At 49.5% G+C, this 13772-nt stretch carries 14 protein-coding genes; 5 read left to right on the plus strand and 9 right to left on the minus strand.

Annotated elements, in window-relative coordinates:
• Positions 1–27: 27 nt before the first annotated feature.
• The 3 genes from ACJHYD_RS09855 to ygiW all read right to left on the minus strand — a co-directional run bounded on the left by ACJHYD_RS09855 (position 28) and on the right by ygiW (position 2671).
• Complete coding sequence (locus ACJHYD_RS09855; protein WP_001551657.1) at positions 28–1635, minus strand: ABC transporter substrate-binding protein; 1608 nt, start codon at positions 1633–1635, stop codon at positions 28–30.
• Positions 1636–1743: 108 nt separating this feature from the next.
• Positions 1744–2226, minus strand: coding sequence for a GyrI-like domain-containing protein (locus ACJHYD_RS09860; protein WP_000183492.1), 483 nt, complete (start codon positions 2224–2226; stop codon positions 1744–1746).
• Between the two features lie 52 nt (positions 2227–2278).
• Positions 2279–2671, minus strand: coding sequence for an OB fold stress tolerance protein YgiW (gene ygiW / locus ACJHYD_RS09865; protein WP_000712658.1), 393 nt, complete (start codon positions 2669–2671; stop codon positions 2279–2281).
• Positions 2672–2822: 151 nt separating this feature from the next.
• On the opposite strand from ygiW, the gene qseB reads away from it, so the two are divergent.
• Together qseB and qseC are read left to right on the plus strand one after the other, a co-directional pair.
• The gene (gene qseB / locus ACJHYD_RS09870) at positions 2823–3482 is read left to right on the plus strand and encodes a quorum sensing response regulator transcription factor QseB (RefSeq protein WP_001221493.1); all 660 of its coding nucleotides are present in this window, start codon (positions 2823–2825) and stop codon (positions 3480–3482) included.
• Positions 3479–4828, plus strand: a complete 1350-nt coding sequence (gene qseC, locus ACJHYD_RS09875; protein ID WP_001551658.1) for a quorum sensing histidine kinase QseC — start codon at positions 3479–3481, stop codon at positions 4826–4828. Before qseB ends, qseC begins: the two co-directional genes overlap by 4 nt.
• 48 nt (positions 4829–4876) lie before the next feature.
• Here the strand turns inward: qseC and ACJHYD_RS09880 are convergent, their stop codons facing one another.
• Positions 4877–5206, minus strand: a complete 330-nt coding sequence (locus ACJHYD_RS09880) for a DUF2645 family protein (protein WP_109553692.1) — start codon at positions 5204–5206, stop codon at positions 4877–4879.
• 357 nt (positions 5207–5563) lie between these two features.
• Between ACJHYD_RS09880 and mdaB the strand changes: the two genes are divergently transcribed.
• Positions 5564–6145: an NADPH:quinone oxidoreductase MdaB gene (gene mdaB, locus ACJHYD_RS09885; RefSeq protein ID WP_000065430.1), complete on the plus strand. Its 582-nt coding sequence runs from the start codon at positions 5564–5566 to the stop codon at positions 6143–6145.
• A 30-nt stretch (positions 6146–6175) separates the two neighbouring features.
• Positions 6176–6490, plus strand: a complete 315-nt coding sequence (locus ACJHYD_RS09890) for a putative quinol monooxygenase (protein ID WP_000958598.1) — start codon at positions 6176–6178, stop codon at positions 6488–6490.
• Positions 6491–6534: 44 nt separating this feature from the next.
• On the opposite strand, the gene ACJHYD_RS09895 is transcribed toward ACJHYD_RS09890, so the two are convergent.
• From ACJHYD_RS09895 to ACJHYD_RS09915, 5 genes are read right to left on the minus strand one after another with little or no spacing between them, the layout of a single operon-like run.
• A complete protein-coding gene (locus ACJHYD_RS09895; RefSeq protein WP_000614953.1) occupies positions 6535–7422 on the minus strand; it encodes a MurR/RpiR family transcriptional regulator in 888 nt (295 codons plus the stop codon).
• On the minus strand, positions 7419–8366 hold the full coding sequence (locus ACJHYD_RS09900; RefSeq protein ID WP_001305988.1) for an iron-siderophore ABC transporter substrate-binding protein: 948 nt from the start codon (positions 8364–8366) through the stop codon (positions 7419–7421). The genes ACJHYD_RS09895 and ACJHYD_RS09900 overlap by 4 nt, the downstream gene beginning before the upstream one ends.
• Before the next feature lie 10 nt (positions 8367–8376).
• Positions 8377–9414, minus strand: a complete 1038-nt coding sequence (locus ACJHYD_RS09905; RefSeq protein ID WP_001490512.1) for a FecCD family ABC transporter permease — start codon at positions 9412–9414, stop codon at positions 8377–8379.
• 8 nt (positions 9415–9422) lie between these two features.
• Positions 9423–10406, minus strand: coding sequence for a FecCD family ABC transporter permease (locus ACJHYD_RS09910; RefSeq protein WP_001551660.1), 984 nt, complete (start codon positions 10404–10406; stop codon positions 9423–9425).
• Positions 10403–11212, minus strand: a complete 810-nt coding sequence (locus ACJHYD_RS09915) for an ABC transporter ATP-binding protein (RefSeq protein ID WP_000940876.1) — start codon at positions 11210–11212, stop codon at positions 10403–10405. Before ACJHYD_RS09915 ends, ACJHYD_RS09910 begins: the two co-directional genes overlap by 4 nt.
• Before the next feature lie 373 nt (positions 11213–11585).
• Between ACJHYD_RS09915 and ACJHYD_RS09920 the strand changes: the two genes are divergently transcribed.
• Positions 11586–13727: a TonB-dependent siderophore receptor gene (locus ACJHYD_RS09920; RefSeq protein WP_001551661.1), complete on the plus strand. Its 2142-nt coding sequence runs from the start codon at positions 11586–11588 to the stop codon at positions 13725–13727.
• Positions 13728–13772: the final 45 nt, after the last annotated feature.

Below are 13772 nucleotides of genomic sequence, written 5' to 3' on the forward strand. Positions count from 1 at the left end.
GGACGTGCTCCGACGGCGATAAAGGAATCAATGTGCCTTGATATACAACTCTTTGCTGTAGACATAATCCTGGGGATTATGCAGCGGAAAACCGCCAACGTAGGGTTTAAGCAGTTTGATTAACGGCTGATAGTAGATAGGAATCAGCGGTGCCTGTTGGTTGATGATCACTTCTGCCTGCTGATACAACGCATTACGCTTTGTCGCATCAGTGATCTGCGTGGCCTGGTTTAGTAAGGCGTCATACTGCGCATTTTTCCAGTGACCGACGTTTTCTTCACTATCGCTTTTGAGCGTGTTCAGGAAGCTGGAAGCATCATTGTACGTCGCATCCCACGACTGCCGCGACAACATGAAATCACCGGCTCGTCGGGCATCAAGATAAGTTTTCCACTCCATTGTGCGCAGCGTCACCTGTGCACCCAGCCATTTTTTCCATTCGGAAGACAACGCTATCGCGGTTTTTTCATGCAGATCGTACTTGTTGTAGAACAGCTCAAAGCGTAGCGGATGAGAGGCGTCGTATCCCGCCTGTTTCAGCAAGGCTTTTGCCATCGCGACACGCTCACTCATTGGCTTTTGCAGTTCATCGAACGTCGTCGCGCTAAAGCCTTTTACCTCTGGCGGCGTCAGCGTGGTTGCGGGCGTTCTCAACCCCAGTACCTTTTGCGCAATAAGCTGTCGATCAACCGTAAGATATAGCGCCCGACGCACCCGCACATCGTTAAATGGCGGTTTCTCAAGGTTAAAGTTGTAATATTCGCTGTTCAGCCGCGGGATAATTCGTAGCTCGCCAGGCAGTGATTTTTCAATGGCGGGAATTTGCTGCGCCGGAACCCAGGTGAGATCGACCTCTCCCGCGCGATAGCGGTTATAGCCGGTGACCGAATTACCCAGCGCCAGATACTCAACCTGTTGCAATACTGTATGTTGCGCATCGCGGTACTTTGGATTTTTGCGTGCAGTAATCTTTTCGTTAACTACCCACTGATCGAGCACAAAGGCACCGTTGTAAACCATGTTCTCTGGCTTACTCCAGCTATCGCCATGTTTAGCGATGACATGATGAGGAACCGGGAACAGCGTCGGCCAGGCGAGCATCGTCGTGAACCAAGGAACCGGCTGCTCAAGCGTAACTTCAAGAGTACGATCATCCATCGCTTTGACACCCAGCGATGTAACATCTGCTTTACCCGCAACAATAGCTGCGGCATTGTTAATGTGCGCCTGTGCCAGATAGCCAGCAAAAGGGCTTGCCGTTTTCGGGTCAACCGCGCGCTGCCAGCCGAGGACAAAATCCTCTGCCGTCAGAGGCTGACCGTCTGACCACTGCAAACCGCTACGCAGATGGAAAATATAGCGCTTGCCGCCGTCCAGTATCTCCCAGCGTTCAGCCTGAGCGGGCTGCACCTGACCTTCACCGTCCATCCATACCAGACCTTCAAACAGATCCAGCACAATCTGCGCGGCAGTATTCTCCTCTACCTTTTGCGGGTCGAGCGTGCCTGGGTCGCTATGATTGTTGTAACGAAAAACTTGTTGCGGGGCGAGCGGTGTGTTGGCGGGAACGTCAGCAGCGTAGAGAGGAGCCGCACTTACCAGGCTGACCAGCCATAATAAATTTCGCGTATACATGGTATTCCTTACCGGAGAAATTATAAGCCCAACAACAATACGCCTGTGGCATTGTTCGCTCAAACTTATCGCGAGTGATTTGGCTCACACTCCGGTAAAGATTCTTCATCACGCCAACGGCACATAAACATCTGTTTCCAGTCGCTGCTCTGTCATCCCTTCGGCAAGATTGGTGTAGTGAAACAGAATCGGTGCTTTACGCATTTTCTCGCCGCTTGCAGGTAGCCAGTGGCGAATGATGCCCCATATCGTGTGTGAAATATCGTCCAGCTCGCCAACATGGCGGGCCACAGCATAACGTCCACCGGTAAGTTCACCATTACTCACACCATAACGATTATCGGGGATCGGTTCGCTAACGCTGCCGCAGATATCAAAGCGAAACGCTTCCGGTGCGGTGGTGGCAGGGTCATCCCAGGCGACGCCAAAAGTCTGGCTTTGGTTAACAGGAGAAAGCCCCGTCTCTTTACGCCACATGATAAATTTCGCCACGCTGTAGTTGAGCAACTCAGGGCTACAGCGGTGCGGCAACATCGCCACAGGGATTGATGGGAAATCGATAATATTTACATCCAGTGTCAGGTTTGTCATTTTGCCTCCCTGCGAAATTATTCCCGGGAATGTGTCCCGGGAGCGGTAACAATTACGGATTTACTTTGCGGATCTGTTTGACGTCAATTTCAACAGAATTCCAGTCTTTATCGACTTCACCCTGAATCTCAACCGTATCTTTCGGCGTCACCGTCACGCCGTTCCAGCGTTTGTGGTCGATATCAACATTGATAGTACCGCTGGCATCTTTGAACACGTAGAGATCGTCAGAGATGCGTTCAACGATATTGCCGCGCAGGGTTACCCAGGTGTCGTCACGCAGGGATTTTGCGCTTTCTACGGTCGTTACGCTGCCGTTCGGCCCCTGGAATCCTCCGGCCTGACTTTGCGTTGCCGATGGGCCAGAAAAACCGCCCTGCTCTGCTGCCATCACCGGTGCGCTGCACAGGGCCATTACTGCGATTACTGCTGCGAATTTTTTCATGTTTATTACTCCCTTTAATGTCTGTTTCCGAGCATTTAACAAGATAGTCCTTAACAACTTCTTAAGGGAAAAAAATAAAATTTAATGCTGTACAGAGCGCGTTACAACACGGTTTACTGGCAGCAAATACGGTTATCGCAGGGATGAAAAAATGCGAATTTTACTGATAGAAGATGACATGCTGATTGGCGACGGCATCAAAACGGGCCTTAGTAAAATGGGTTTTAGCGTCGACTGGTTTACACAAGGTCGTCAGGGAAAAGAGGCGCTATATAGTGCGCCTTATGATGCGGTGATCCTGGATTTAACCTTACCAGGCATGGATGGTCGCGATATTTTGCGCGAATGGCGAGAAAAAGGTCAGCGTGAGCCGGTACTGATCCTGACCGCGCGCGATGCGTTAGCGGAACGTGTAGAGGGGCTGCGTCTGGGAGCTGACGATTATCTGTGTAAACCTTTTGCGTTGATAGAAGTCGCCGCCAGGCTGGAAGCTCTGATGCGCCGAACCAACGGCCAGGCCAGCAACGAACTGCGCCACGGTAACGTCATGCTCGACCCCGGCAAACGTATCGCCACGCTGGCTGGCGAACCCTTAACTCTGAAACCAAAAGAATTTGCCCTGCTGGAATTACTGATGCGTAACGCTGGTCGGGTACTGCCGCGCAAACTGATTGAAGAGAAACTGTATACCTGGGACGAAGAGGTCACCAGTAATGCCGTTGAAGTGCATGTGCATCATCTGCGACGCAAACTCGGCAGTGATTTTATTCGTACCGTTCATGGTATTGGCTACACATTAGGTGAGAAATGAAATTTACCCAACGTCTTAGTCTGCGAGTCAGGCTGACGCTAATCTTTTTAATTCTGGCCTCAGTGACCTGGCTGCTTTCCAGCTTTGTCGCCTGGAAACAAACAACGGATAACGTCGATGAGTTGTTCGACACCCAACTGATGCTGTTTGCCAAGCGGTTAAGTACGCTCGATCTCAACGAAATCAACGCGGCAGATCGCATGGCACAGACGCCAAATAAATTAAAACACGGTCATGTTGATGACGATGCGCTAACCTTTGCCATCTTTACCCACGACGGCAGAATGGTCCTTAACGATGGCGATAACGGAGAAGATATTCCCTATAGCTATCAACGGGAAGGTTTTGCTGACGGGCAACTGGTCGGTGAAGACGATCCCTGGCGTTTTGTCTGGATGACCTCACCTGATGGCAAATATCGCATCGTTGTTGGTCAGGAATGGGAATACCGCGAAGACATGGCGCTGGCGATTGTTGCAGGGCAATTGATCCCGTGGCTTGTCGCACTGCCGATTATGTTAATCATCATGATGGTACTACTGGGTCGTGAACTCGCGCCGCTGAACAAACTGGCGCTGGCACTACGTATGCGTGACCCTGACTCGGAAAAACCACTAAACGCGACGGGCGTACCCAGCGAAGTGCGTCCACTGGTTGAGTCGTTGAATCAACTGTTCGCCCGCACACATGCGATGATGGTTCGAGAACGACGCTTTACCTCCGACGCAGCTCACGAACTTCGTAGCCCGTTAACGGCGCTGAAAGTGCAAACCGAAGTTGCGCAGCTCTCTGACGATGATCCGCAGGCGCGGAAAAAAGCGCTGCTTCAATTACATTCCGGAATCGATCGTGCTACTCGTCTGGTTGATCAACTGCTCACGCTATCGCGGCTGGACTCACTGGATAACCTTCAGGACGTCGCGGAGATCCCGCTTGAAGATCTCCTGCAATCATCGGTGATGGATATTTACCACACGGCGCAGCAGGCGAAAATTGACGTGCGACTGACACTCAATGCCCACGGCATCAAACGCACCGGACAACCGCTGTTGCTAAGTTTGTTGGTACGAAACCTTCTGGATAACGCCGTGCGCTACAGTCCACAGGGCTGCGTGGTGGACGTCACGCTGAATGCCGATAGTTTCATCGTGAGGGATAACGGCCCCGGTGTGACGCCAGAGGCACTGGCGAGAATTGGCGAACGCTTCTATCGCCCACCCGGACAAACCGCTACCGGCAGTGGACTTGGGCTATCGATTGTCCAGCGAATCGCCAAATTGCATGGCATGAATGTTGAGTTTGGGAATGCGGAACAAGGTGGATTTGAGGCGAAGGTGAGCTGGTAACTTCTCTGTCTATGAGAGCCGTTAAAACGACTCTCATAGATTTTACTATTAGCAAAATATAAACCGTCCCCAAAAAAGCCACCAACCACAAACCAAACAAATAACGAGCGTGAATACATGTAGCCAAAACTCGAACATTTCCCGCATAAAGAGTTTTCTTAAGATAAGAATAATAAGTGGCGTCAGAAGAAAAAATGCTGCAATCATTGCTTGCAATATACGATCTTCGCCTGAAACGGAAGGTATACTGCAAATATTGTCTCCCGACTCAAGCATCCAGTCATACTTATTGAAAGCAAAAAAAGCATCTATTAACCAATAAGTAAGCATTATATATAACAGAGCTTCAAATATTGTTTGAATTTTATGCTTTAACATATGTTAGCACTCTCTAAAAAAGTCCAGTCGGAGATCTGGTTTTCGATACCCTCCAGTAAATCTATTTAAAATAATCTGCGTAACACGCTGATATTTTCATTTTTAGTTATTCAACACCACAATTATCAACTCGCAGAAAGTCCACACCAACGTTGTAAATTAACCCTGTGCTAGTTGGAATGATGAGAAATTGCTATCAGTATTGTCATTTTCAGAAAATATTTATCCTGCATCGGTGAGTCAGAGCAAGATCAGACTTTTGCTAAATTAGCAAAAGACTTTGCACATTTTGCTAATTTCACCGTACCGCTCTGTGACGTACTATAGTCGACAAACGTCTCACCTTGAGGTTAAAAAATGAGCAACATCCTGATTATCAACGGCGCGAAAAAATTCGCCCACTCCAATGGTCAACTGAACGACACCCTGACCGAAGTCGCGGATGGCACACTGCGCGACCTCGGGCATGATGTCCGCATCGTTCGCGCCGACAGCGACTACGATGTCAAAGCGGAAGTACAAAACTTTCTCTGGGCTGATGTGGTGATTTGGCAGATGCCAGGCTGGTGGATGGGCGCGCCGTGGACAGTGAAAAAATACATTGATGATGTATTCACCGAAGGTCACGGGACGCTGTATGCCAGCGATGGTCGTACCCGCAAAGATCCGTCGAAAAAATACGGTTCCGGCGGCCTGGTACAGGGCAAAAAATATATGCTTTCTCTGACCTGGAACGCACCAATGGAAGCCTTCACCGAAAAAGATCAGTTCTTCCACGGCGTTGGCGTTGACGGTGTGTATCTGCCGTTCCATAAAGCAAACCAATTCCTTGGCATGGAACCGCTGCCGACATTTATCGCTAATGACGTGATAAAAATGCCTGATGTTCCCCGCTATACTGAAGAATATCGCAAGCATCTTGTGGAAATTTTTGGTTAACTAGAGCTCAGGCTTTAGAAGGAGTTAACCATGCTTACCGTAATCGCAGAAATCCGTACTCGTCCTGGTCAACATCACCGTCAGGCGGTATTGGATCAGTTTGCTAAAATCGTTCCAACCGTACTGAAAGAAGAAGGTTGCCACGGCTATGCGCCAATGGTGGATTGCGCTGCTGGCGTGAGTTTCCAGTCTATGGCACCGGATTCTATCGTGATGATTGAGCAGTGGGAAAGCATCGCGCATCTTGAAGCGCATCTGCAAACCCCGCACATGAAGGCGTACAGCGAAGCCGTAAAAGGCGACGTGCTGGAGATGAATATCCGTATTCTGCAACCGGGGATTTAACATTCCTGAAAAGAGGCCGGTGTTGCTACCGGCCTCAGGTCAGATTAGCCATTCTTTCTTCCCGTTTTCAAACCCCGATGGAAATCGTTAATTCGCTTAATGGTTTTAACCGCACGCTGCGGCATCGCGGAAGCCACCGACCAAACAATCATTTCCAGGCACAACAATACCGTACCATGTAGTGGCGTTTTCCCCTTTTCATCCCCGCGCGGAACATGAATCACGATACTGGCGTCTTTGCTAAAACGTGAATCCAGCGCGTTTGTCAGCAAAATAACAGGGATCCCCAGCCGCCTCGCCTCACGAAGCGTTGTCAGCCCTTCCCGGTGCGCAGATTTTTGCGCCATCATGATCAGAACATCGCCACGTTGAAGCGCGATCAGTTGCTCGGCAAGGCCAATACCCGTACGGTTTAGTGCCGTGGCAGGCAAACCTATGCGGTTGAATAGTCGTGCGGTATAGTCCGCCAGGATACCCGAAGCGCCAATGCCAAAAATAGCGACTTGCCGTGCCTGCACCAACAACGCTACAGCTTGCGCAAGCGCGTGGCGGTTTTCAGGCTCTGACAGGACATTACAAGTATACAAATGCCCTTCAAGAACAAAGTCGATTGCGGTGTTAACATCGCTCGTCAAGTTACTCACCGTCGTAGACATCTTTTCGCTGGAACTAAGGGCTGGACCAAGCCACTGTTCCAGAGTGCGTTTCAGATCACGCAGCCCGGCAAACCCCAGAGCCTGTATAGCCCTGATAACTGTGGCATCGGAAGTGTTCAACGTGGCCGCAATTTCCATCGCCGTTTGCTCGAGTACCACTTCACGATGCTCATTAATGTAGCTTGCGACAGCTCTTAACCCAGGCGTTAACTGACTCGCGCGAGTGCGAAAACGCTCACCATAAATATCAACCCGCGTTTTGTCTTTCTGGATCATTTAGCCTCCGGTAGAGGTCGTCCCGCAATTTGTGATTGTATCTGCGCAGCCATCAGCCCCAGAGATGCAAAGGAGTTAGAAATCGCCTCTTCACGAGAAATCAGCACATAGCGCCCGGAACGACAGGCCGTCAAAAACTGACACCATCCCGGCATGACTTTTTCCATTGCTGCCAGCTCATCCTGAGGTTTACCACCGGTGTCACCGCGCCAGGTTGCAAAAACAAAATCGGCATCCAGTTCAGGTAAACGCTCTGCGCTCACATCCATTCGCCCACCTTCAGGAATGCTCTCAATCAGCGGCGGAAAGCGAAAACCAGCATCGCGTAATACCCGCCCCAGCGAATGATAGCTATGCATCACATTAATTTTTCCCTGATTTGCCTGAATCACCGATACCGTTATTTTTTGGCTGTCCAGCGTCGCCTTCAGCGCATTGATTTGTGCCTGATAGCGGCGTTCAAGTATCGCCAGCTGCGACTGCGTTCCTGTAAGTTCTGCCAGCTTGCGGTAGATTTCTGGCGCGCCGCCTTTGAGATGATCAATGCTCACCGTGGGCGCAATTTTTTCCAGTTGTTCAATGGGCGTATTACGGGTCGGTTCTGTGATGATCAGGTCAGGCTTTGCCGCCACAATCGCTTCAATATCAATATCAGCGGTGCCAATAAAAGCGATCGATGAATTATCAAAGTCGACACCTGTCAATAACGCGCCTGATCGAATGAAATGGCTACCGTCAGGCCGGGTTCGCCCGTGGCTGGCGACAGGAGGTACACCGAGCTCAATCAGAGGAATAGTGATATCAAGATCGTGTAAAGAGACAATTCTCTTTGGATGAGCAGGAACAGTGACTTTGCGCCCTAAATCATCAGTAAAGACCTGAACAGGTTCTGTCGCGCGGGCAAAGAATGACAACAGTATCAGCAGAGAAAAAAATAAACGCATATAACTCCCGTTAAAAACTGTTCCTGCGCTGCCAGAGCAGTAGCAAAAAGAATGGTCCACCAATCAATGAAATAATGATTCCGGCAGGCAGTTGCAAAGGCAAAAAAGCCAAACGACCAATGCTATCCGCCAGGATGACTAACAACGCCCCCGATACGGCGCTCCCCAGCAGTAATGTCGTCTGCCCGCCACGTAGAATAAAACGTGATATATGGGGTGCTATCAATCCGACAAAACCGATGTTACCAACACACGAAACGCAGACGGCTGTCAGGATTATGGGTGCGGCGACACGTAACAACGCCAGACGAGAACTATTCACCCCTAACCCGGTTGCAACCTGATGACCAAGCAGAGCGATATCCGCCGTCCTGGCGGTGAACAGCAATAAAAGAGCGGCTGGCAACATCCAACAGGCTGAAATACCGACTAACATCCAGTTAGCTGCATGCAGGCTTCCCGATAACCACATCAATGCAGTTTGTACATCTCGAACATCTGCAGTGGTCATAAATACACCGATACCGGCGGCGAAAAACCAGGAAACACCAATACCAATCAGAACAAATCGCGGGCGGGAAATATCGCGTGCACAAAAAATCACGATTAAAGCCACCAACAAGCCACCAGCAAGACCAGCCACTGGACGCCAGAACATTCCCAGCATTGGAAACTGGAAAATCAGCCACAGCACCGCCACGCTACATCCTTCTTTGACGCCGATTAAACCAGGATCGGCAAGGCCGTTACGCGCAATGGATTGCATCGCGGCCCCCGCCATACCTAACATGGCTCCGCATAGCAATGCCATGATGACTCTCGGCAAGCGAATATCCTGCACAATATAACGTGCGTCTGTGCTTACGTTTTCTGGAGCAAACAACGCTCGTCCTACTTCCGATGCTGGGACAGAAAAAGAACCATGCATCAGACCGAATATCAGTATTCCAACCGCAAACAGAAACAGCCCACCAAGCAACACCAGATTTTTAGGGCGTACCAGTGTCGAAAACTTACCAACACGTAGTGGACGTAGCCCGACGTTCATTATCCGACTCATTTGAACATCCTCGTCGCCATAATGACAAAAACGGGCGCACCAACTAACGCCGTCATGACACCGGTCGCCAGCTCATGGGGCGTGAAAAGCGTCCGGGCAATAATATCTGCCAGTAATAGCAGTAAGGCACCGACACAAGCTGAAAGAGGGAGCAGAACGCGCAGATCCGCAGATACCAGACGCCTGACAATCTGCGGTACTAGCAGACCGACAAAACCAATGGGGCCAGCAATCGATACGGCTGCGCCACAGAGCAACGCGATCGCAAGCAGGGTGAATGTTCGCGTGCGGAGTACCGAGACGCCCAGCCCCTGCGCTATGCGATCACCCAGTGCCAACATGTTAAGAGAGGGCGCAAGGTAAATGGCTAACACAAATCCCCCCAGAGAAAACCAGGCGGACGTACCCAGCGTCACCCAATCCTGCCCCGCTAAATCACCTGCTAGCCATGTCCGCATCGCCAGCAGTGTTTGTTCGTCAAGAATCAGGATTGCAGCCGTTATTGAGGACACGAACGCCGATAGCGCCACGCCGCATAAAGTAACTTTCATTGGCGTTAACCCTGAACGCCCTGCGGAGGAAAGCAGCAATATCAACAGGAACAATAACGCGCCGCCCGTAGATGCCAGCAGTGGCCGTCCAACCGGAAAGGCCAGCCCAAGCGCAGTGGCAGCAACGACAGCAAGAGCGGCTCCGGCATTTAAGCCTAAAATATGTGGCTCCCCCAATGGGTTACGAATGACAGCCTGCAACAAAGCACCAGCAACTCCAAGAGAAGCACCGGTAAGCAATGCTGCCGCTAAACGCGGCAAACGGAGTCTTACAATTACGTTGTGATCGAAGTTTTGCGGTTCAAAATGAAGAAATGCCTGCAACACCGTTTGTGGTGCAATAAATCGGGCACCAATCCCTGGATATACCACGCATCCCACCAGCAGTAAGGCGAGGAAAATTAAAGTAACCAGCCCTGTGCGCATCATACTTTTTCTACACCACGAAACGGCATGAAGAACGGCTTTCCCGTCAGAGAATTTATTGATGCGTGAACATCAACGTCAAAGACAGCTTTTACCAGCTCAGGCGTGCAATGCTCCCCCTCATTCAACACACGCACCACTTTCCCCTGGCGTAAAAATATCAACGTATCACCATAATTGACGGCAAAATTCAGATCATGCAACACCACGACGACTGTACGCCCGTGATGACGCGTTAAATCATGTAATAACTCAAGAATTTCAACCTGATAACGTAAATCAAGCCAGGTTGTGGGTTCATCCAGCAGGATATAAGGCGTCTTTTGCGCCAACACCATCGCAATCCAGCAACGCTGGCGCTGCCCACCAGAAAGTTTTTCAACAGGTAGATGTGCAAACTCCTGCGTACCGGTTAATTTCAGGGCCTCTTCTACCGCCTGCTCGTCGGCGTCGCTCCATTGACGAATGAAATTCTGCCAGGGAAAACGCCCACGCGACACCAGTTCATAAACGGTTAAGCCCTCCGGCAATAATGGCGACTGCGGCAAGATCCCAAGTCTACGGGATAACGCTTTCGTTGGTTGCTCGTGAATCGCTTTACCATCCAGCAATATCGAGCCGCCCATAGGTTGCAAGATACGTGCAATGGTGCTGAGCAACGTCGACTTTCCACAGCCGTTTGCCCCAACCAGAACGGTCATTTTTTCTGTGGGAACGGAGAAAGAAACACCATCAACAATGATTTTCTTGTGATACCCGGCAGAAACATTGTCGAGGATCAGCCCCTGCCCTTTTGCGTTATGTGCCACGTGTACGCCAACTTAATCAAAGACAAACAAAAATAAAACTCATTCTCCTTTGAGAGTTTGACGCCACAAAATGTAGTAGTCAAGAAGTTAAAAGCCATACAAAAACAAGGTAAATAACAGGTGAAATATTTTTAAAGATAAAAATAAAACCATTAAATATTAATAAATTATCATCAATTGAATTGCATTAACCTCTCATAAAAACACATGTAGCAATTTTTTGTTATTTCTCATTTACTACTACATCACCGCATGGTTGAATGATTCTCAATTACATATCCGATGGTGAAATAACAAACGGATAGTGCTTAGTGAGCAACAAGAAACAATTTTCACTCACGACAATCCGTGAGTTTTTGGGATAACAGACTAAATGGCTAAGTTCACACCTTCATTCTCAGGAATCAAAGGTCGGGCGCTCTTTTCACTGCTCTTTGCAGCACCAATGATTCATGCAACCGACACTGCAACGACCAAAGATGGCGAAACAATCACTGTTACAGCGGATGCAAATACCGCAACTGAGGCGACCGATGGTTATCAACCTCTGAGCACTTCCACGGCGACATTAACCGATATGCCGATGCTGGATATCCCGCAGGTGGTCAATACGGTTAGCGATCAGGTTCTGGAAAATCAGAATGCGACGACGCTGGATGAAGCGCTTTATAACGTCAGTAACGTGGTACAGACCAATACATTAGGCGGAACTCAGGACGCCTTTGTACGTCGTGGGTTTGGTGCTAACCGGGATGGCTCCATCATGACCAACGGCCTGCGAACTGTACTTCCTCGCAGTTTCAACGCCGCCACAGAACGTGTGGAAGTGCTAAAAGGTCCGGCCTCCACGCTGTATGGCATTCTCGATCCTGGTGGATTGATTAACGTCGTGACCAAGCGCCCGGAAAAAACATTCCATGGTTCTGTCTCAGCCACGTCCTCCAGTTTTGGCGGAGGCACTGGGCAACTTGATATCACAGGTCCCATTGAAGGCACTCAGCTGGCATACCGCCTGACGGGGGAAGTGCAGGATGAAGATTACTGGCGAAACTTCGGTAAAGAGCGCAGTACATTTATTGCCCCGTCACTCACCTGGTTTAGTGATAATGCAACAGTAACCATGCTCTATTCCCATCGGGACTATAAAACTCCGTTCGATCGTGGAACGATTTTCGACCTTACGACGAAACAGCCCGTAAACGTTGATCGAAAAATACGTTTTGACGAACCGTTTAATATTACAGATGGTCAGTCCGATCTGGCGCAACTCAACGCAGAATATCATCTCAATAGCCAGTGGACAGCGCGCTTTGATTACAGCTACAGCCAGGATAAATACGGCGATAATCAGGCTCGTGTTACCGCGTATGATGCAACGACAGGAACGCTGACACGGCGTGTTGATGCAACTCAGGGATCTACCCAGCGTATGCATTCTACTCGTGCGGATCTGCAAGGGAATGTTGATATTGCTGGGTTCTATAATGAGATTCTGGGTGGGGTGTCATATGAATATTATGATCTTCTGCGCACAGATATGATTCGCTGTAAAAAAGCTAAAGATTTCAATATCTACAACCCTGTTTATGGTAATACCAGCAAATGTACAACGGTTTCGGCGTCGGACAGTGATCAGACGATCAAACAGGAGAGCTACTCAGCGTATGCACAGGACGCGCTCTATCTGACCGATAACTGGATTGCCGTCGCCGGGATCCGCTATCAGTATTACACGCAGTATGCGGGTAAAGGCCGTCCTTTTAATGTCAATACTGACAGCCGCGATGAACAATGGACTCCCAAACTGGGGTTGGTCTACAAACTGACGCCATCGGTATCCTTATTTGCTAATTATTCGCAAACATTTATGCCGCAATCGTCAATTGCCAGCTACATTGGCGATCTTCCACCGGAATCATCTAATGCTTACGAAGTCGGGGCAAAATTCGAGCTGTTCGATGGTATAACCGCAGATATTGCGCTGTTTGATATCCATAAACGTAACGTGTTGTATACCGAAAGTATTGGTGATGAAACCATCGCCAAAACGGCAGGCCGCGTTCGTTCAAGAGGGGTAGAAGTCGACCTTGCGGGAGCATTAACTGAAAACATTAATATCATTGCCAGCTACGGCTATACCGATGCTAAGGTTCTGGAAGATCCTGATTATGCAGGGAAACCATTGCCGAATGTTCCTCGTCATACCGGTTCGCTATTCCTGACCTATGACATTCATAACATGCCAGGCAATAACACACTGACGTTTGGCGGTGGTGGACATGGCGTAAGCCGTCGTTCGGCAACCAATGGGGCTGACTATTATCTGCCAGGCTATTTCGTTGCCGATGCCTTCGCCGCATACAAAATGAAATTGCAGTATCCGGTCACACTGCAATTAAACGTCAAAAACCTGTTTGATAAAACGTATTACACCTCTTCCATCGCCACAAATAATCTGGGGAATCAGATTGGCGATCCGCGTGAAGTGCAATTCACGGTGAAAATGGAATTTTGATCAAAAAAGCCCGGTATACACTTGTATACCGGGCTATGTTTTATT

This window comes from Escherichia sp. WS1368 (genome assembly GCF_046487485.1).
Classification (GTDB): Bacteria; Pseudomonadota; Gammaproteobacteria; order Enterobacterales; family Enterobacteriaceae; genus Escherichia; species Escherichia coli.